The following is a 19,413-nucleotide window of genomic DNA, read 5'->3' on the forward strand; positions in this document are numbered from 1 at the left end:
ACGGCGCCCGCACCCGCACCCGCGAGCCCTCACACCTTCGGCTGCTGCTGGGTGATGCAGTGGATGCCGCCGCCGTTGGCGAAGATGTCGCGGGCGTCCACGAGTTCGATCGTGCGGCCGGGGAAGAGCTTGCCGAAGGTCGTGGCGTTCTCCTCGTCGCGCGGGTCGTCGAAGGCGCACAGGATCACCGCGCCGTTGGCGACGTAGTGGTTGATGTAGCTGAAGTCGACCCAGTCGTCGTGTGCTTCGAGCACGGTCGGCGCCGGGATCTCCACCACTTCGAGCGCTCGGCCGTGCGCGTCTGTGGAGGCCCGCAGCAGCGCCACGTTCTCCTTGCCCACCTCGTGGTCCGGGTGCGCCGGATCGGGCTGCACGTGGGCCAGGACCAGTCCCGGGCGGGCGAACGACGCGACGATGTCGATGTGGCCCCGGGTGCCGTACATCCCGTAGTCGCGGGTCAGTCCGCGCGGCAGCCAGATCACCTTGCGCACCCCGAGGAACGCCTTCAGCTCGTCCTCGACCTGCTCCCGGGTCCACCCCGGATTGCGGCCCTCGTCGAGTTGCACGGTCTCGGTGATCAACACCGTGCCCTCGCCGTCGACATGGATGCCGCCGCCCTCGTTGACCATCCGCGAGGTGTAGCGCCGGGCGCCCGCGGCCTCGATCACCTGCTCGGCGATGTCCCGGTCGTGCTCCCACGAGGCCCACTCCTGGGCGCCCCAGCCGTTGAAGATCCAGTCGGCGGCGGCCAGTTCGCCCGGCCCGCCGGTCAGGAACGTCGGGCCGATGTCGCGCATCCACGCGTCGTCGAGCGGGCGCTCCGACACGGTGAGCGGCCGGCCGACGTACCGCGCCACGGTGTCCGACTCGCCGATGTCGGTGATCATCGTCACCGGCTCGTAGCGGGCGATCGTCTCGGCCACCCGACCCCACGCGGTCCGCGCGGTGTGCAGATCCTCCTCGGCGAAGGTCTCGTTGCGGCTGGGCCAGGCCATCCAGGTGCGCTCGTGCGGAGCCCACTCGGCGGGCATCGAAAAGCCGTCTGCGGCCGGGGTGTTCGTCATCTCGAAATTCCTTCGGACTCAACTGTCCAGAGCAACGGAGCTCTGGAGCACGGATCTTTGGAGCACGACCCGCAAGGCACGGATCGGCGAAGCACGGACCCGTGAAGCACGGACCCGCAGAACGCGGATCGGAGGAGCACGGGCCGGTAGGAGCACGGGCCGGTAGCACCCGGATCGGCGGAACACGGACGCGGAACACGGACGCGGAACACGGACCCGCGAAGCACGGCGCCCTAGAGGAAGTACAGCCGGTTCAACGACACCGATTCCGCGGCCTGCGACATGACCGGTTCGCCGTCCATCGTCACCGCCCCCGTGTCCGCGGCGACTCGGACCTCCGCCAGTCGGTTGTTGTGGATCATCGCCGCCGGACCGATCCCCCGGGTGCCGCGTACGCCCACCCGGCGGCGCCGGGTCGGCATCAGGTCGCCGCCGCCGGCCGCCGCCGCCTGCGACGTGAAGGCCACCGACAGTTCCGCCGGCGCCGCGCCGTGGGCGCCGAACTGCGGTCCCAGGACCAGTGGTTCGCAGTTGTCGGTGGACGCGTTCGGGTCGCCCACCACGCCGTAGGCCGGGAATCCGCTCTTGAGCACCAGTTGCGGCTTGGCGCCGAACCACTGCGGGTGCCACAACACCAGGTCGGCCATCTTGCCGACCTCGATCGAGCCGACCTCGTGCGCCAGGCCGTGCGCGATCGCCGGGTTGACGGTCAGCTTGGCGATGTAGCGCTTGACCCGTTCGTTGTCGTGCCGTTCGTGCTCGGCGCCGCGTTCGAGCTTCATCTTCCCGGCCATCGCGAAGGTGCGCCGCACGGTCTCGCCCGCGCGGCCCATGCCCTGGGCGTCGGAGGAGGTGATCGGGATGACCCCGAGGTCGTGCAGCACGTCCTCGGCGCCCATCGTGCCCGCCCGGATCCGATCGCGCGCCATCGCGGCGTCGCCCGGCAGGTCGGTCTTGAGGCCGTGCGCGGACACGATCATGCCGAAGTGTTCGCCCAGGGCGTCGCGGCCGAACGGCAGCGTGGGGTTGGTCGAGGAGCCGATCACGTTGGCCACCCCGGCCATCCGCATCACGTTCGGCACGTGCCCGCCACCGCATCCCTCGATGTGGTACGCGTGGATGGTCCGCCCCTCCAGTACGGACAGCGTGTCGTCCACGGACAGGCACTCGTTGAGGCCGTCGGTGTGCAACGCGACCTGTACGTCGTGGTCTTCGGCCACCCGCAGCGCGGTGTCCAGGGCCCGGGTGTGCGCGCCCATGTCCTCGTGCACCTTGAAGCCGGACGCGCCGCCCTCGATCAGCGCCTCGTCCAGCGGCCCCCGTCCCGAGGACGAACCCCGGGCCAGGAAGGCGATGTTGACCGGCCACGCGTCGAACGCGGAGAACGCGTGCCGCAGCGCCCAGGGCGAGTTCACCCCGACCCCCCACACCGGGCCGAACTCCTGGCCGACGATCGTGGTCACCCCGGAGGCCAGCGACGCCTCCATGACTCGCGGCGACAACAGGTGCACGTGGGTGTCGATGGCGCCGGCGGTGGCGATCAGCCCCTCGCCGCTGACGATCGTGGTCCCGGTGCCGACCACCACCTCGACGCCGTCCTGCGTATCGGGGTTGCCCGCGCGGCCGATCGAGGCGATCCGGCCCTCGCGGATGCCGATCGAGACCTTGCGGATGCCCTGGATCGCGTCGATCACCACGACGTTGGAGATCACCACGTCGCACGTGTCGCGCACCGGGATCGCCTTCAGGTGCAGGCCGTCCCGGGCGGTCTTGCCGAAGCCGGCGAGGAACTCGTCGCCGGGCAGCGCCGAGTCGTGCTCGATCTCGATCACCAGCCCCGAATCGCCGAGCCGCATCCGGTCGCCGGCCCTGGGACCGTACGTGGACGCGTAGTCGCGCGGATCCATCACCTCGTCACCGCCGCCGCTCACCGACCGCCGCCTTCCCGGCCGTCGCCCGCATCCGACGCCCCGTCGCCGGCGACCGGCGTCCCACTCGGCTCGGCCCCCAGATAGCCGCACGCGTGCGCCTTGCGCAGTGCCTCCTCCAGCGCGCCCGGCGCGTCCAGCGGCCCGTCCACCAGGCCGGCGAAACCGATCGCCACCCGCGCCCCGCCGATCGGCACCAACCGCACCTCGACCGTCTCCCCCGGGTCGAAGCGCACGGTGGAGCCGGCCGGGACGGCCGGCCGACGCCCGTAGCCGATCGCCCGGTCGAAGCGCAGCCGCGGGTTGGTCTCGAAGAAGTGGAAGTGCGACGTGACGCTGATCGGCACCTCGGAGGTGTTGGTCACCGCGATCGACACCAGGTCGGCGTCCGCGTACGGATCCACCGCCGGTCCGCCCGGGATCACCGCGCCCGGCGCGTCGTCGCCCAGCGAGCCGGGACCGGACACCGGCGCCGCGACCGCGCCGGAGCGCGAACCGTGTCCGTGGCAGTGCACCTCGCCCTCGCCCACCGGCAGACCCTCGCCGGAGCGGAACGGGTCGGTCACCACCGCCAGCCGGGTCGCGTCGTCGAAGACCGCCTCGACCTTGACGTCGGCCAGCACGTCCACGACACCGGGCAGTACGTCGATCACCTTGAGCACCGAGCGCCCGGCGTCGATCGCGTCGGCCAACCGGGCCCCGTCCCGAGCCGCCTCGCACACGGTGTCCGCGATCAGCGCGGCGGCCTCGGGCACATTCAGGAGCAGCCCCCGGGCACGCCGCGCGCGGGCCAGCTCGGCGGCTGTGAAGATCAGCAACCGGTCCCGCTCGGTGGGCGTCAGCCGCATGCGTACCTCCGTATTGAATGGCGTTCAAAACGCATTGAACGCCATTCAATACCGCCTGTCAACGCTCTCGCGAGGTGTCGGCCGACCCGCTCTCGCGCCGCGCCGAAGCCCGTTGGAGCGAGTCGCTCAGCGGGCCAGGCGCACCGCCAGGCCGTCCAGGAGCAGCCGCAGGCCGACCTCGAAACCGCGCTCGTCCAGCGTCTTCGGGTCGCTCGCGGCCAGCGAGTCGGCGAGCGAGGGATATTCGGCCCGGTAGTCCTCGACCGGCCGGGCGAAGCCCTCGACATAGGTCTCGATCACCGACCCGACCACGAGGTAGTCCAGCGCCGCGGACACCTCAGCCGCCTCGGCCGGGCTCAGCCCGATCCGGACCAGGGTGCGGGCGGTGGCGTCGTACGCGGACAGCGCCTGCTCGGTGGACACCGGCCGGCGGGCGATCACCGGCAGCGCCTCGGGGTGACGCAGGTAGGCCGCCCGGTACCCTCGGGCGAACGCGGCGATGCCGACCCGCCAGTCGGGGTCGTCCAGCGGCGCCCGATCGATCTCCCGGGTTATCACCACGGTGATCGCGTCGAGCAGTTCCTCCTTGGACGCCACGTGGTTGTAGAGCGAGGGCCCTCGGACGTCCAGCCGACCGGCCAGCGCCCGCATGGTCAGCGCGCCCATGCCCTTCTCGTCCACCAGCTCGACCGCGGCCCTGGCGATCAGTTCGCGGTCGAGCTTGGGGCGGCTGGGTCGACCCATCGTGCGTTCACCTCTGTGCCGTTCGCGAGCACCGCCGTCGGTCACTCTGCGTTGCCAACCTAGCTCGAAGTCACCTCTTCCCCTGCACTCGGCCGGCGGTTAAGGTCCTCAAACTAACTAAGTAAGTTTTAACATCCCCGTTGCGAGGTCCCGATGAACCACGGCACTTCTCGCCCACCGACGCCCGCCGCGTCGGTGCCGCCCGCATCGAGCCGGCCGGTCGATCACGACGCCGAACAACTCGGCGAGTTGGGCTACGAGCAGGAGCTCAAGCGCAGCCTCGGCGTGCTGGGCAACCTCGCCATCGGCTTTGCGACCGTCTCCCCCGTCGTGGGCCTGTACGCCGTCGCGCAGGTGGGCACCACCATCGCCGGCCCGGCCTGGGTGTGGGTGCTGCCGATCTGTCTGCTCGGCCAGGCGCTGCTGATGTGCGTGTACTCCGAGCTGGCCTCGCAGTACCCGATCGCCGGCGGCGCCTACCAGTGGGCCCGCCGCCTGGTCGGCCCCACGTATGCCTGGCTCGCCGGCTGGGTGGGCATGTGCGCGGTCGTGTTCGCCAACACCACGATCGTCTATCTGGGCGCACCGTGGTTCTTCGCGCTGTTCGACGCCGAGCCCACGCCGGGGCGGATCGTCGTGGTGGCCGCGATCTTCCTGATGTGTTGTACCGCGATCAACGCGTTCGGCATCGACGTGCTGCGCTGGGTGCTCGCGGCCGGCATCGCGGCCGAGGCGCTGGCCTCGCTCGGGGTGGGGCTGGCGCTGCTGTTGGTCTTCCGGGAGAACGGCTTCGGCATCCTCACCGACACGATGGGCGCCGAGGCACTCTCCGGGGGCTCGACCTTCTCCGCCCTGCCGGCCGCGCTCGCGGTCGGCGGCTGGGCGTTCTTCGGCTTCGACGCGTGCGTGTCCTCGTCCGAGGAGACCAAGGACGCGGCCCGACAGGTGCCCAAGGCAATCTGGTGGACGCTGATCAGCGTCGGCGGACTGGTCGTGCTGAACGCGGTCGCCGCCGAGTTGGCCCACCCCGACCCGGCCAGGGTGGTCGCCGGCGAGGACCTCGACCCGGTCACCACCGCCGTGGTGAACTCGTTCGGCTCGTGGTCGGCCAAGCCCTTCGTGGTCGTGGTGATCATCGCGTTCATCGCGTGCGCGCTCGCCTCGCAGGCCGCCGCCGCCCGCTCGGTCTACTCGGTCTCCCGGGACGGCGTATTGCCCGGCTCGCGCGCGCTGCGCGTGGTGAGCCGGCGACAGGCACCCATCGGCGCCCTGGTGATCACCGCCGCGATCAGTTGCCTGGCCCTGCTGCTGGCCCTGAACAGCGCCGCGATCGGCAGCCTGATCACCTTCGGCAGCGCCGCGATGTATCTCCAGTTCCTGCTGATCGCGCTCGCCGCGCTGATCGCCCGGCTGCGCGGCACCTGGACGCCCGGCGGCCTGGTCCGGTTCGGCCGCTGGGGCACCCCGCTGAACGTGCTCGCGGTGGCCTGGCTGGCCTTCGAATTCGTCAACATCGCCTGGCCGCGCAAGATCCTCGCCCCGCCCGGCGCACCCGCCTACCAGGTCTGGGCCGCCGTGCTGGGCATCGTGGTGGTGGTCGCCACCGGCGTGTTGTACCTGCTGTTCGCCCGCCCGCAGGACAAGGTGCGGGTGAGCGAGAGTTTCGGCGATCGCGGCGCCGACACACCGACCTCGGTTCCACAAGGGAGCAACGCATGAAGCCCGCCGACCTCGTCGTGCTGGACGCACACGTGGTGACGATGGATGAAGACCGACCCGACACCGACGCGATCGCCGCACGCAACGGGCGGATCGTCGCGCTCGGCGCCGACGCCCGGGCACTGATCGGGCCGCGCACCGAGGTGATCGAGGCGAACGGGGACACCGTCACCCCGGGGCTGACCGACTGTCACCAACACCCGGTGATGGGCGCGGACACCACCCGCGGCGCCGACCTGGTCGGCGCGGTCACCCTGGACGAGGTGTTGCGCCGACTCGCCGAGCAGGCCGCACCGTGCGGGGACGACGACTGGGTGATCGGATTCGGTGGCGAGTACGCGGCGTTCGCCGGCCACACGATGCACCGTGACCTGATCGACGCCGCCGTGGGCGGGCGACCGGCGTTCGTGTGGATGTCGGACAGCCACACCGCGCTGCTGAGCACGGCGGCGCTGCGGATCGCCGGGCTGACCGGGCCGCGCGAGTTCGCCGACCACAGCGAGATCGTCTGCGACGAGCGCGGCCCCACCGGCGAGTTGCACGAGATGACCGCGTGCCTCCTGGGCTATCGGGCGGTACCGCCGATGCCGCGCGCCGAACTCCTGTCCCGGGTCGAGGCGTTGTTCGCCGAGCAGAACCGGTGTGGGATCACCGGCATACACATCCCGGACGACGCGCCGCGCACCGTCGACACCCTGACCGGGCTGACCCACGAGCGCCGGCTGAGCATGCGGGTGCACCTGGCCCCGTGGTGCCCGGCCGGCAACGTGGACGACCTCGCCGAGCGCATCCTCGAACTGCGTTCCCTGGACGGACCGGTCGAACTCGCCGCGGTCAAGTTCTTCGCCGACGGCGCGATCGACGGCGGCGGCGCCTGGCTGCACGAGCCGGACTGCTGCGGCCAGTCGCACCACTCGCAGTGGAAGGACTTCGACCGGTACGCCGAGGCGGTCGCGATCGCCGGCCGCGCCGGGTTGCCCGCCTGGACCCACGCGATCGGCGACCGGGCGGTGGCCCGGACGCTGGACGTATACGCCGAACACGGTGCGCCGCCGGGCACCCGGCACCGGGTCGAGCACGCCGAGGTGCTCGCCGACGCGGACGTGCCGCGGTTCGCCGCGCTCGACGTGGTCGCCTCGATGCAGCCGACCCACATGGACTGGTCGTTGCCCGACGGCTCGGACAACTGGTCCCGGCGGGTCGGCCCGGAGCGGGCGGAACGGGCCTGGCGCTACGCGGACATCCTGGCCGCCGGGGGCCACGTCGCGCTCGGTTCGGACTGGCCGGTCGCCGCGTTCGACCCGCGGCGCACCCTGGCCGGCGCGCAACTACGGCGCCCGGCGGGCGAGATCGACCGCGCGGCGTACGGCGCCTCGGCCGGCATCTCGGCCCGGCGGGCACTGGCCGGATACACCACGGAGGCGGCCTACTCGGTGGGCCGGGAAACGGTGGCCGGTCGGATCGCGGTGGGCTACCGGGCCGACCTGACCGTGTTCGGCGGCGATCCGCTCACCTGCGCGCCGGACGACCTGCCGGAACTGCCGGTCACCGCGACGGTGGTGGCGGGGCGGATCGTGCATCGGACCTGACCACCCGCCGGGACCGCGTCGCCTCTCGGCGCGGGCCCGGCGCGGGCTCGGGGAGGTCCGAGCGGTCCCGGCGCGGGCTCAGGCCCCGGCCGCCCGCAGCAGTTCCGGCAGGGCGCGCATGTCGTCGAACAACACCGCGCCCGAATCCGCCAACCGCTCCGCCGTGGTCAGTCCGCCGATGTAGCCGAACGCCCGCATTCCGGCGGCCCGCGCCGCCCGCACCCCGTAGGCGCTGTCCTCGACCACCGCGCACCGGGCCGGATCGACGCCCATCTCCCGGGCCGCGTGCAGGAACAGATCCGGCGCCGGCTTGCCCTGCGCCACGTCGTTCGCGCTGAACACCCGGCCCTCGAAGTGCCCGTGCAGCCCGACCAACCTCAGGTTGCGCTCGACCGCCTCACGCGAACTGTTCGAGGCGACGCACCACGGCCGGGGCACCTCGGCCAACGCCGCGACGATGCCGTCCACGGCGGTGAGTTCGGCGTCGAAGGCGGCCCGGTACAGGTGCCGGAACTCCTCGTGCCAGTCCGGGTCCAGCCGGCGGCCCAGGCGCGCCTCGACCAGCGCCGTGTGCTGCTCGCGCGAGCAACCGACGAACCGTTCCAGGATCTCGGCCTCGGTGAACGCACAGCCCAACGCGCCGAACACCTGCGCGTCCACCCGCACCGCGATCCGCTCACTGTCCACGAGCACGCCGTCACAATCGAAGATCACCAGATCGAACCCGGTCAGCGTCATACCCGGCAGCCTACGAGGCCCCGGTTTCCGGAGCGGGTCCCGCCCGAGCGGGACGCCGCCGCCTACGTGGCGCGCACGCCTCGGCGTCGCCGCCTCGGACCGACGTCACCCCGTACGCGCCGGCCGAGGAGGTCGCCGTCCGGCTCGGCGACGCCCTCGGCGGCTCGAACGCCCCGACCCCGAGCCGTTCAGCGCCTCGCCCGGAACCTCATCGACCCTCGAACGGCCAATCGCCGCCGTCGAGTTCGCGCCTTTCGTAGGCCGCCACGATCTCCTTCTCGGCGGCGTCGCGACCCTCCCAGTGCGAACCCTCCACCGACTTGCCGCGTTCCAGGTCCTTGTAGACCTCGAAGAAGTGGGCGATCTCGTTGAGTTGGAACGCCGGTACATCGCCGATGTCCTGTATCGCGTGTCTGCGCGGATCACGAGCGGGCACGCACAGGACCTTCTCGTCCGGCCCCTTCTCGTCGCTCATCACGAACATCCCGACGGTGCGACAACGAATCACACAGCCGGGAAAGGTCGGCTCGTCCAGCAACACGAGCACGTCGAGCGGGCCGCCGTCGCCGCCCAGGGTGCGATGCACGAATCCGTAGTCGGCGGGATAGGCGGTGGACGTGAACAACATGCGGTCGAGCCTGATGCGTCCCGTGCGGCGGTCCATCTCGTACTTGTTCCGACTGCCCGCGGGAATCTCCACGACGACGTCGAACTCCACGACGGCTCCTTAACGGCCTATGGATCAAGACCCGATATGCGCGGCATTCCGTATTCCTGACGTACCGTCGAGGACTTTCCCACGTCACCGGGCCGTTACGCACGTGAAGCACGGGACAACCGGGCCATCGGCGCCTCGCGACCACCCGATCGCATCGACCCTTGACTCGGTCAATTAAGTAAGGTTTCCTGTCCGTCGACCCACCGCACGCCCGCCCCGCACTCGCACCACCCCCACGCACCCCACCAGGAGCAGCCGTGATCCGGATCGAGGACGCCGACCGCGTCAGGACCATCACCCTCGACCGCCCCGAAGCGCTCAACGCGTTCAACGAGGCGCTGTACGACGCGACCACCGAGGCGCTGATCGACGCGGCGGCCGACCCGACGGTGGCCGTGGTCGTACTGACCGGCGCCGGACGGGCGTTCTCGGCGGGCACCGACCTGATCGAGATGGCCCAGCACAACAGCGGGACCAAGGTCCGCGGCGAACACGGCTTCGGCGGCATGGTCGACCGGCTCCAGGCGTTCCCCAAACCGCTGCTGATCGCCGTCAACGGACTCGGCCTGGGCATCGGCGCGACCGTCCTGGGCTTCGCCGACCTCGCCTTCATGGCCGACACCGCACGACTGAAGTGCCCGTTCACCTCGCTCGCGGTCGCGCCGGAAGCGGGCAGCAGCGTGACCTTCCCGCAGTTGCTCGGGCGGCAGCGCGCGATGTGGGCACTGCTGAGCAGCGAGTGGCTCAGCGCCGCCGAGTGCCTGGAGATGGGCCTGGTGTTCAAGGTGTGCCCGGCCGACGAGCTGCTCGACGTGACCATGCGGCACGCCCGCGTCCTGGCCGCCAAGTCGATCCCGTCGCTGATCGAGAGCAAGCGGGCGGTCCTGGAGGGACTCGGCGACCAGGTCGCCCGGGCCCGCCGACGCGAGGACGCGGCCTTCGGCCGGCTGCTCGGCAAGCCCGCCAACATCGAGGCCCTCACCGCGTTCGCCGAGCGGCGCGAACCCGACTTCGCGGCGATCGACGCCCGCGAGGGCTGAGGTCGCGGGGGCGGGCAGGCCCGGTGGGGCCGGCCGAGTGGGGCCCGGCCGGCGGCGGCCTCGGACCGGGCCACCCGCTCTCCCTCCGGGCTCGAACATTCATCAGTTGTCCCGATTTGCCGGAGCCGGCCGGGACTGCGGAATACTGTCTGCTCCGCACCACCGTTCCAGTCCCCAGGATCAGCGCCACCCATGAGCAGCCCAGCCGCACAGACCCCAGGCAGCGCCGCCGACAGCGGCCCCGGCCCCGAGGGCGCCCACCACCTCGGTCACACCCTCAAGCCTCGGCACATGACCATGCTCGCGCTCGGCGGCGCGATCGGGGCGGGGCTGTTCGTCAGCACCGGCGCGGGCATCCACACCGCCGGACCGGGCATCCTGATCTCCTACGCGCTCGCCTCGGTGCTGGTGTTGCTGGTGATGCGGATGCTCGGCGAGATGGCGGCGGCCGTACCGCGCAGCGGTTCGTTCTCGGAGTACGCGGGAGCCGCCTTCGGCAGGTGGGCCGGCTTCACCGTGGGCTGGCTGTACTGGTGGATGGTCACCATCGTGCTGGCGGTCGAGGGCTCGGGTGCGGCGGCGATCGCGCACGGGTGGGTGCCGGGCATCCCGATCTGGGTGTTCTCGCTGGTGATCATGCTCGTGTTCACCGGCGCGAACCTGCTCACCGTGCGCTCGTTCGGCGAGTCCGAGTTCTGGTTCGCCACCGTCAAGATCCTGGCCATCGTCGGCTTCCTGGTGCTCGGCGTGCTGGCCATCGTGGGTTGGCTGCCGGACGTCGACGCGCCCGGACTGAGCAACCTCACCGGCAACGGCGGCTTCCTGCCCAACGGTTGGGACGGGGTGATCACCGGCCTGCTCGCGGTCGCCTTCTCCTTCGGCGGCCTGGAGATCGTCACCATCGCCGCCGCCGAGTCGAACGATCCGGCCCGCAACGTGGCCCGCGCGGTGCGCACCGCGGTGTGGCGGATCCTGCTCTTCTACATCGGTTCGGTGGCGATCATCGCCACCCTGCTGCCGTGGGATTCCGACCGGCTCGGCAGCCCGTACGTCTCCGTGCTGGAGGACATCGGCATCCCGGGCGCCGCGCACGTGATGGACGTGGTCGTGTTCACCGCGCTGCTCTCCGCGCTGAACTCGATGTTGTACGGCGCGTCCCGGATGGCGTTCTCGCTGTCCCGGCGCGGCGAGGGACCCCGGCAACTGTCCCGGGTGGCGGGCAACGGGGTGCCGCGCTCCGCCGTGCTGGCCTCCTCGGCGTTCGGCTTCGTGGCCGCGCTGCTCAACGTGTGGTGGCCGGAGCAGGTGTTCAAGCACCTGCTGAACTCGGTCGGCGCGATGTTGCTCTTCGTCTGGTTCGCCATCGCCGCATCGCAACTGGTGCTGCGCCGCCGGATCGAGCGCGAGGACCCGGATCGGCTGCTGGTGCGGATGTGGGGCTTCCCGTATCTGACCTGGTTCGTGATGCTCGCCCTCGCCGCGGTGTCGATCCTGATGTTGTTCGACCAGGACGCGCGCCCTCAGTTGCTCTCCTCGGTGGTCGTGGTGGCCGTGGTACTGGGCTTCGCCCTGGTCCGCGAGGCGCGTCGGCGCGATCTGCGCAGGCGGGCGGGCGGCCGGTTCTGACCCGGCGCCCGGCCCACCCGGGCACTCACAGCCCGGCGCGTGCCAGGGCGTGGAGTTGCTCGCTGCTCGGGCACCAGTTGGAGCGCATCTCCTCGGTCGGCCAGCCCGCCAGGGTCGCGCTCGCGGCGAAGTTGGACTGGAGATAGCCCAGCAGGGTGCGGCGCGGGTCCTCGGCCAGTCGGACCACGTCGTACGCCAGCGTCGACCGCGAGCCGTCCGGCAGCCAGACCGCCTCGCGCGGCGACAGCGGCTGCTTCTCGACGCCGTCCGGCTTGGGCGCGGCGTAGGAGTAGTAGGCCGGGTGGGTGACGTTCGGGTCACCGGCCCAGAAGCCGAACGAGATCACCTCGTGCGAGTACGCCTCGGCGGTCACCGGGTCCACGCCGCTCAACGGCGGCTCCACCCGCTTGCCGGAGAACCGGGTCAGGGCGAGGTCGAACGAGTGCCAGAACAGTTGTACGGGTGAGGTCTTGCCGTCGAACCAGCCCATGAACTCGTCGAACACGTCCGCCGACCAGGTCAGGATCCGCCAGAAGCGCTGCGCGTACTCGGCCTGATAACTCGCGTGCGTGGTGTCCTCGCGAAACGGCGTGGTCAGATGCGGGACCCCGAACGGCCGCTCCAGCAACGGCACGTCGATGCCCAGGTCGGCGAGCGTCCCGTGCACCGCGACGTCGAACTCGGTCACGCTCAACCCGTCCACGAGCGCGATCTCGCGCACGTCGCCACGATCGGTACGAAACACCACACGGTGGTCGATGAAGTCGAACGCGATATCGAACGCGATGTCGGCGACGGTGATCCGGCGGGTGGTGAAGCCTCGGGCGTCCACCGTGAAGGTGATGTTCCACCAGTGGTTCTGCGGGTGGCTCGCGGCGAGCTTGACCTTGCCGACGATCTGGGCGAACAGATGCAGCGTGTCGAGAGTGTCCACCCACGCGTGGTACGGGAGTTCGGGAAGTCGAGGCGGGTCGGCGGGCGCGGTGGCCCGGGTGCGGTCGTTCGAAGGGAAGGCCATGCGCCGATTCTCGCGCCCCGACATCCCATCCGCCCCGTTTTGCTCCGCCGTCCGAGCCGGTTCGGGCGATTGTGCGCCACCCCCCGAACGGGTGAACGCGGCCGGAGCGTACCCTGCGTGCGACAACATCCCAACCACCTGTACAGGGGCACTCGTGCGCGTTGTCGTCGCCGGAGCCGGCATCGGTGGGCTGGCCACAGCCCTGAGTCTGCACACGGCGGGTATCACCGACGTGACCGTGTACGAGGCGGTCCCGGAAATCCGCCCGCTCGGTGTCGGTATCGATCTGCTGCCGTATGCGGTCCGCGATCTGACCGCACTGGGCCTGTACGACGACGTCGCCGAGATCTCGGTGGCCATCGACGAGTGGGTCCGCCACGACGGCGACGGCCGGCGCGTCCACGTCGAGCCGCGCGGTCTCGCCGCCGGCCACGCGTGGCCGCAGTTCTCGGTACACCGGGGCGAGTTGCAGATGTTGCTGCTGCGCGCTCAACTGGCCTGGCTGGGCGCCGAGTCGCTGCGTACGGGCCTGCGGCTGAGCGGATACGCGCAGACCGCGGAGGGCGTCACCGTCGAGTTCACCGACCTGGCGGGCAACACCGTCACGGACGAGGCCGACATCCTGATCGCCGCCGACGGCATCGACTCGGCGGGTCGCGCACTGATGTACCCGAGCGAAGGACCGCCCGCCCGGCACGGCCGAGTGCTGTGGCGCGGCGTATCGCCCTCGCCGGCGCTGCTCACCGGCCACAGCACGATCCTGGTGGGCGACGGCGATCGCACGTTCGTCGCCCAGCCGCTGCGGGCCGCCGAGGGCGACCGCCCCGCACTCCTGAACTGGCTCGCCGAACTCCCGCACCCGGGGCCCCCGGTCGAGCTCGGCGACTGGGAACGGCCGGCCGAACTCGACACGATCCTGGCCCACTTCGCGGACTGGGAATTCGACTGGCTGGACATACCGGCGCTGATCGCCGACGCGGACGTCGCGTACGAGTACCCGACGGTCGATCGCGATCCCCTGCCGAGCTGGTCCGACGGCCGGGTGACCCTTCTCGGCGACGCGGCCCACGCCACGTCCCCGACCGGCACCGACGGCGCCTCCCAGGCCATCCTGGACGCCCGCGTCCTGGCCCAGGAACTGGCCCTCCACACCGACCCGATCGCAGCCCTCACCCACTACGAGGAACTACGCCGCGCCGCCATGACGCCCCCCGACCCGACACCCCCCAACCCCGAGGCTCCGACCGCACACTGACCGACCCACCCCGAAACACGCCCGACGAGGCTGCCGGCACCTACGGCAGGACGCGGGCGGGCGAGTTGGTGGGGGTGGGCGGCGGGGGTGGGCCGGGCCGGGGCCGGGCCGGCCCGGGGTAGGTCCCGCGCCGGGAAGTCGAGGCGCCGGCCCGGGGCTCCCGGATGGGGCGGCGGGGGCAGATCAGCGCGGGTGACATGGGCGACGGCGAGCATCGCGTCGCCGTCGCCGATCACTTGCCATGTGCGGGCCACGGACGTATCGCCGCAACTGCCGCCGGGCTGCGTGCACGCCGCAGTCGTGCGCCCTACGACCACGCACCCGGGCTTCGTGGCGAAGGAGCGACCCGGTGCCGCGCGACCGGCCCCACCCCCGGCCGCGCGGTGAGCGGGCAACCGGCCGCCCTCTGCCATACCCATCCGACCGCGTGCGCGTCGCTGCACCTCCCACCGGACGACGTGCGCGCCACAGTCGTGCGCCTTACGACCACGCACCCGGGCTTCGTGGCGAAGGAGCGACCCGGTGCCGCGCGACCGGCCCCACCCCCGGCCGCGCGATGGGCGGGCAACCGGCCACCCTCTGCCACACCCACCCGACCGCGTGCTCCACCCGCACCGGGCCGGTCCGGCGGGCGGCCCACTCCCACCTGGCGGACGGGCAACGGGCCGCCCCTTGTGGCTCCCACCCGGCCGCGTAGTGGACGAGCGGCCGGCTGCCGGGCCGAGCCGCCCCACCGGGACGGGTGGGGCAGCCTGGTCGAGTGGCGGGGGTCGATCCGCGCGACCACCGGGCGACGCGACGTCCACAGGTTGAGCGCGCGTCACCCCGACGCGTGTGCCGGGCGTACCGCGCTCATGGGACCAGGACGACCTTGCCCATGGTTTTCCGGGTGGCGAGTGCCGTGTGGGCGGCTGCCGCGTCGGGGAGGGCGAAGGTCGTTGTGGCGGGGCGGAGTTCGTTGGCCGCGGCAGCGGCGAGTGCGGCTTCGGCGAGGGCCTTGATGCCGCCCGGCCGGTTCATCATCCGCGGACCCAGCGGGTTCTCCACCGTCACCCCGGCATCGGCCGCGGCCTCGGCCAGATCGGGGATGGCCGTGCCGGAGGACCAGCCGAACGTCACCAATCGTCCGCCTCGGCCAAGAAGTTCCAGCGCGTCCCGCCCGATATCGCCGCCGACGCTCTCCAGGACCACCGTCACCGACCGCCCGGCGAGTTCCTCGCGGACCCGGTCGGCCCAGTCGGCGACGGTGTAGTCCACCGCGAGATCGGCGCCCGACGCGCGGACCGCCTCGACCTTGGCCGCGCCGCCGGCCGCCCCCACCACCACCGCGCCGACGCGTCGGGCCGCCTGGACCAGCAGCGTGCCCAGGCCGCCCGCCGCGGCGGGGATCAGCACGATGTCGTCGGCGGTGATCCCGGCCACCTCCAGGATGGCCAGCGCGGTACGCCCGGTGCCCACCATCGACACCGCGATCTCGGCGGGCAGCCCGTCCGGCAACATCAGCAGCGCCTGATCGTCGATGATCGCGAACTCCGCATAGCCGCCACCGCGGTTGCCCAGATGTGCCACCACCCGCCGACCCACCAGGACCGGGTCCACCCCGACGCCGACCGCGTCCACCGTACCGGCCACTTCACGGCCGAGCGTTGCGGGCAACTCCGGCTTCGGGAACGGGCCCATCCCCTCACCCGCGCGCAACATCACATCGAGTAGGTGAACTCCCGCCGCGGCAACCGCGATCCGTACCTCCCCGGGCCCGGGCTCCGGAGTCGCCACCTCCTCGTATCGCAGGTTCTCGGCCGGGCCGAACTCATTCAGGCGAATCGCGCGCATCGAACACTCCGGAGTTTGGCGAAACAGAAGGAACCACAAACACGGGCGCCAGTCTCGAACCTCAAGTTAACTTCATGTCAAGCGCCACACCCGACAACACGACGACCGGCTCCGACCCCCGCAGCCTCCCGCGCCGTACCGTGGGCCCATGTTCGACGCCGAGGAAGCCGCCGCCACACTCGTCACCACCCTCGCCGCACTGGGCACACCGGAGCGCGCCGAGGCGGAAAAGGCGTACCTGAAGAGCGATCTGACCTTCCTCGGCGTCACCGTCCCGGTACTGCGCAAGGCGGTGACCTCGGCGGCGCGCGCCTGCCCGGAGCCGTCCCATCCCGAACTCCTGGCCCTGATCGCCGCGTTGTGGTCCCGACCCGTGCACGAGAGCCGGTTCGCCGCGATCGAGTTGATGCGCATCCACGTGCGGGTACTCACCCGCGCGGACCTGCCACTCGTCGCGCGACTGATCCGGGACGCGGCGGGCTGGGTGTATGTGGACGTCCTCGCGGAGAAGGTCGCCGGAGTGCTGATGGGCCGGACGCCCGCGGACTTCGGCACCGCCGACGCGTGGGCCGGCGACGAGGACTTCTGGCTACGCCGCGCGGCCCTGCTCAGCCTGCTCCCGGGCATCCGCGCGGGCGACCCCGACCTGGTCCGCTTCGACCGCTACGCGGACGCGATGCTGGACGAGCGGGAGTTCTTCATCCGCAAGGCGATCGGCTGGCTGCTGCGGGAGATCGCCAGGCGGGACCCGGCCTACGTGATCGCCTGGACCACCGCGCATCGGGCCCGGATGTCCGGAGTGACCTTCCGCGAGGCGATCCGCCGACTTCCCGCCGCCGACGCGGACCGGTTGCGCGCCGCCGGTTGATGTGTGCCGCCCGCGGTGGGCGGCACGGCAGGATGTGTCGATGACGACTCACCTGGTGGCCATGGGCGGCGGCGGCTTCTCGATGAACGAAGGCCCCTCCGCCCTGGACCGATACGTACTCGACCTCGCCGGTCGGCCCCACCCGCGCGTGTGCTTCATACCGACCGCCTCCGGCGACTCGGCCGGCTACGTGGACCGATTCCTCCGCGCGTTCGGACAACTGGACTGCAAGACAGGCGAGTTGAGCCTGTTCCAGCGCACCGGCGTCGACCTCGCGGACATGCTCGCCGAGCAGGACGTGATCTACGTGGGCGGCGGTTCCACCGCCAACCTGCTCGCACTGTGGCGCCTGCACGGCCTCGACGTCGCGCTCGCGGCGCGGGCCGCTGCGGGAGACCTGGTGGTATGCGGCCTGAGCGCGGGCGCACTGTGCTGGTTCGAGGGCGGCATCACCGACTCGTTCGGCCCGGAACTCCGCCCCCTCGCGGACGGCCTGGGCTGGGCCGCGGGCAGCGTCTGCCCCCACTACGACGGCGAGGCGGGTCGCCGTCCGGCGTACCACGCGGCGATCGAGGCAGGCGTCTTGGCACCCGGCTACGCCCTGGACGACGGCGCCGCGATCCACCTCGTCGACGGCAGGGTGCACGGTTTCGTCGCCGAACGAGCGGAGGCACAGGCATACCGGGTCGAGCCCGGGGTGGGCGGGGTGGATGGGGTGGATGGGGTGGATGGCGTGCGGGAGTCCGCGTTGCCGATGGTCCGGTTGTGACTTGGCCCGTGACGTGACCTGTGATCTCACCCGAGTGTCGCCTGGCCTTTGACCTGGATACTTACCAATCTTCTGGTACCTGAATTTCAGGTAGGTACTTGAGCGGAATGCAGCGCAGGAGCAGCATCGATACCGCGAGCCGAACACCCCCGACGGGCCTGACCCCGGGCAACCCGCCTCGCGCTCCCACCACCGCGATGGAACGAGTTCGACATGCCTGCCTTCGACATGCCCGCTTCCGACACGCCTGCTTCCCCTCATCGGCCCGATGCCCCCGATACCTCCGTGTCCGTCCTCGGTCTGGGTGCAATGGGCACCGCGCTGGCCGACGCGCTCCTTGCCGCCGGCCACCGCGTCACGGTCTGGAACCGCTCTCCGGCCCGCGCGGACGCCCTGGTCGCCCGCGGCGCCACCCGCGCCGACTCGCCCACCGAGGCGGTCGCCGCGAGTGCGCTGGTGGTGGTGTGCGTAACCGACTACGACATCGCGAACACGCTCCTGGCCGACGTCGGATCCACCGCCGACGCCGACCCGTGGGCCGGCCGCACACTGGTCAACCTGACCTCGGACACCCCCGAGCGCGCTCGGGAGGCCGCCGCCTGGGCCGCGGCGCGGGACATCCCCTACCTCGACGGCGCGATCATGGTGCCCACTCCGGTCGTGGGCACCGCCAACGGCTTTGTGCTCTACAGCGGTTCACGCCCCGCGTTCGAGGCCCACGGGGCGACGCTGCGGGCGTTCGGCCCGAACACGCCGTTCCTGGGCGAGGATCACGGCCTGGCCGCCGTCTACGACCTCGGCATGCTGGACTTCTTCTACACCTCGATGGCCGGCCTGACCCACGCCTTCGGTCTGGTCGGCGCGGACGGGGTGTCGGCAGCCGAGTTCCTGCCGTTCGCCAACATCATCTTCGGCATCCTGCCCAACATCATGACCGCCATGGCCACCGCCATCGACACCGACACCCACCCCGGCGACCAGGGCAACCTGACCATGGAAGCCGCAGGCATCGACCACATCCTCACCGCCGCCAAAACCCGCGGCCTCGACGTCGGGGTCCTGGAAGCCGTCAAAGACCTCACCACCCGCACCATCGCCCGAGGCCACGGCCCCAACGCCTTCACCGCCACCATCAAAACCATCCGCAACCCATAAGCCGAGTCGGGAACAGGGCGCGGGGAGGAGAGCAGGTGGGGGCGGGAGGCAATGGGGAGGGGGCGAGAGGGAGTGGGGAGGGGGCGGCGCGCAGCGAGGGCGGCGAGGCGCGGCGGGCGGGCCGGTGCTTTTCGGCTTCGCCGGGAAGCCTTTCGAATGGGCCGGGTGCTTTCGAGGTGCGGTGCGTCTTGGTCGGGTCGGGCACGGGTGGCCTTGTGCCAAACGGTCGGCGTGGGCTGGTGGAGGTGGGCCCGGTCCCGTGGTCACCGGCGGCCGGGAGCCTTGGACTACCCGGCGAGACACGGGCGTTGCTTGCCGGAAAGGCGCCGGCAACGGCGGAGCGGGAGGGTGCTTTCGTCGGGTCCGCCGGGGAGCCTTCCCGGGTTGGTCGGGTGTTCGCGGCCGGCGGTCGCGTCTTGGTCGGCGGCGGGAGGCTCAGTGCTAAACGGTCGGCGTGGACCGGCGGAGATCGAGCCGGTCCCGGGGTCACCGGCGGCCGGG

General features: G+C 71.5%; 16 protein-coding genes. 8 read left to right on the forward strand and 8 right to left on the reverse strand.

Features of this window, described 5'->3' with window-relative positions:
* Positions 1-29: 29 nt before the first annotated feature.
* From ACH4U8_RS34835 to ACH4U8_RS34850, 4 genes are all read right to left on the reverse strand, one after another.
* A complete protein-coding gene (locus tag ACH4U8_RS34835; protein ID WP_395782414.1) occupies positions 30-1,064 on the reverse strand; it encodes an agmatine/peptidylarginine deiminase in 1,035 nt (344 codons plus the stop codon).
* 233 nt (positions 1,065-1,297) lie between these two features.
* Complete coding sequence (locus ACH4U8_RS34840) at positions 1,298-2,971, reverse strand: urease subunit alpha (protein ID WP_360309597.1); 1,674 nt, start codon at positions 2,969-2,971, stop codon at positions 1,298-1,300.
* Positions 2,972-2,991: 20 nt separating this feature from the next.
* The gene (ureA, locus tag ACH4U8_RS34845) at positions 2,992-3,840 is read right to left on the reverse strand and encodes an urease subunit gamma (protein WP_395782415.1); all 849 of its coding nucleotides are present in this window, start codon (positions 3,838-3,840) and stop codon (positions 2,992-2,994) included.
* A gap of 126 nt (positions 3,841-3,966) precedes the next feature.
* A complete protein-coding gene (locus ACH4U8_RS34850; protein WP_360309450.1) occupies positions 3,967-4,584 on the reverse strand; it encodes a TetR/AcrR family transcriptional regulator C-terminal domain-containing protein in 618 nt (205 codons plus the stop codon).
* Between the two features lie 153 nt (positions 4,585-4,737).
* On the opposite strand from ACH4U8_RS34850, the gene ACH4U8_RS34855 reads away from it, so the two are divergent.
* The gene (locus ACH4U8_RS34855) at positions 4,738-6,303 is read left to right on the forward strand and encodes an APC family permease (RefSeq protein ID WP_395782416.1); all 1,566 of its coding nucleotides are present in this window, start codon (positions 4,738-4,740) and stop codon (positions 6,301-6,303) included.
* Positions 6,300-7,892, forward strand: a complete 1,593-nt coding sequence (locus ACH4U8_RS34860; RefSeq protein WP_395782417.1) for an amidohydrolase — start codon at positions 6,300-6,302, stop codon at positions 7,890-7,892. Before ACH4U8_RS34855 ends, ACH4U8_RS34860 begins: the two co-directional genes overlap by 4 nt.
* Positions 7,893-7,970: 78 nt before the next feature.
* On the opposite strand, the gene ACH4U8_RS34865 is transcribed toward ACH4U8_RS34860, so the two are convergent.
* Together ACH4U8_RS34865 and ACH4U8_RS34870 are read right to left on the reverse strand one after the other, a co-directional pair.
* The gene (locus ACH4U8_RS34865) at positions 7,971-8,630 is read right to left on the reverse strand and encodes an HAD family hydrolase (protein WP_379989503.1); all 660 of its coding nucleotides are present in this window, start codon (positions 8,628-8,630) and stop codon (positions 7,971-7,973) included.
* A gap of 208 nt (positions 8,631-8,838) precedes the next feature.
* The gene (locus tag ACH4U8_RS34870; protein WP_379989504.1) at positions 8,839-9,348 is read right to left on the reverse strand and encodes an inorganic diphosphatase; all 510 of its coding nucleotides are present in this window, start codon (positions 9,346-9,348) and stop codon (positions 8,839-8,841) included.
* A 257-nt stretch (positions 9,349-9,605) separates the two neighbouring features.
* On the opposite strand from ACH4U8_RS34870, the gene ACH4U8_RS34875 reads away from it, so the two are divergent.
* Together ACH4U8_RS34875 and ACH4U8_RS34880 are read left to right on the forward strand one after the other, a co-directional pair.
* Positions 9,606-10,388 (forward strand): enoyl-CoA hydratase-related protein, encoded by a 783-nt coding sequence (locus tag ACH4U8_RS34875; RefSeq protein WP_360309440.1) that lies wholly within the window; start codon positions 9,606-9,608, stop codon positions 10,386-10,388.
* A 192-nt stretch (positions 10,389-10,580) separates the two neighbouring features.
* On the forward strand, positions 10,581-12,014 hold the full coding sequence (locus ACH4U8_RS34880) for an amino acid permease (protein WP_395782418.1): 1,434 nt from the start codon (positions 10,581-10,583) through the stop codon (positions 12,012-12,014).
* Between the two features lie 25 nt (positions 12,015-12,039).
* On the opposite strand, the gene ACH4U8_RS34885 is transcribed toward ACH4U8_RS34880, so the two are convergent.
* Positions 12,040-13,032: a DUF5996 family protein gene (locus ACH4U8_RS34885; RefSeq protein WP_379989505.1), complete on the reverse strand. Its 993-nt coding sequence runs from the start codon at positions 13,030-13,032 to the stop codon at positions 12,040-12,042.
* A gap of 154 nt (positions 13,033-13,186) precedes the next feature.
* Between ACH4U8_RS34885 and ACH4U8_RS34890 the strand changes: the two genes are divergently transcribed.
* Complete coding sequence (locus ACH4U8_RS34890; protein ID WP_360309434.1) at positions 13,187-14,287, forward strand: FAD-dependent monooxygenase; 1,101 nt, start codon at positions 13,187-13,189, stop codon at positions 14,285-14,287.
* Between the two features lie 852 nt (positions 14,288-15,139).
* On the opposite strand, the gene ACH4U8_RS34895 is transcribed toward ACH4U8_RS34890, so the two are convergent.
* Complete coding sequence (locus ACH4U8_RS34895) at positions 15,140-16,120, reverse strand: zinc-binding dehydrogenase (RefSeq protein ID WP_379989506.1); 981 nt, start codon at positions 16,118-16,120, stop codon at positions 15,140-15,142.
* 148 nt (positions 16,121-16,268) lie between these two features.
* Between ACH4U8_RS34895 and ACH4U8_RS34900 the strand changes: the two genes are divergently transcribed.
* The 3 genes from ACH4U8_RS34900 to ACH4U8_RS34910 all read left to right on the forward strand — a co-directional run bounded on the left by ACH4U8_RS34900 (position 16,269) and on the right by ACH4U8_RS34910 (position 18,912).
* Positions 16,269-16,988, forward strand: a complete 720-nt coding sequence (locus ACH4U8_RS34900; protein ID WP_395782419.1) for a DNA alkylation repair protein — start codon at positions 16,269-16,271, stop codon at positions 16,986-16,988.
* A 40-nt stretch (positions 16,989-17,028) separates the two neighbouring features.
* Positions 17,029-17,757 (forward strand): Type 1 glutamine amidotransferase-like domain-containing protein, encoded by a 729-nt coding sequence (locus ACH4U8_RS34905; protein WP_395782420.1) that lies wholly within the window; start codon positions 17,029-17,031, stop codon positions 17,755-17,757.
* 228 nt (positions 17,758-17,985) lie between these two features.
* Positions 17,986-18,912: an NAD(P)-dependent oxidoreductase gene (locus tag ACH4U8_RS34910; RefSeq protein WP_395782486.1), complete on the forward strand. Its 927-nt coding sequence runs from the start codon at positions 17,986-17,988 to the stop codon at positions 18,910-18,912.
* The last annotated feature ends 501 nt before the right edge of the window (positions 18,913-19,413 follow it).

The sequence above is a fragment of the Embleya sp. NPDC020886 genome, assembly GCF_044333915.1.
In the GTDB taxonomy this organism is placed as follows: Bacteria; Actinomycetota; Actinomycetes; order Streptomycetales; family Streptomycetaceae; genus Embleya.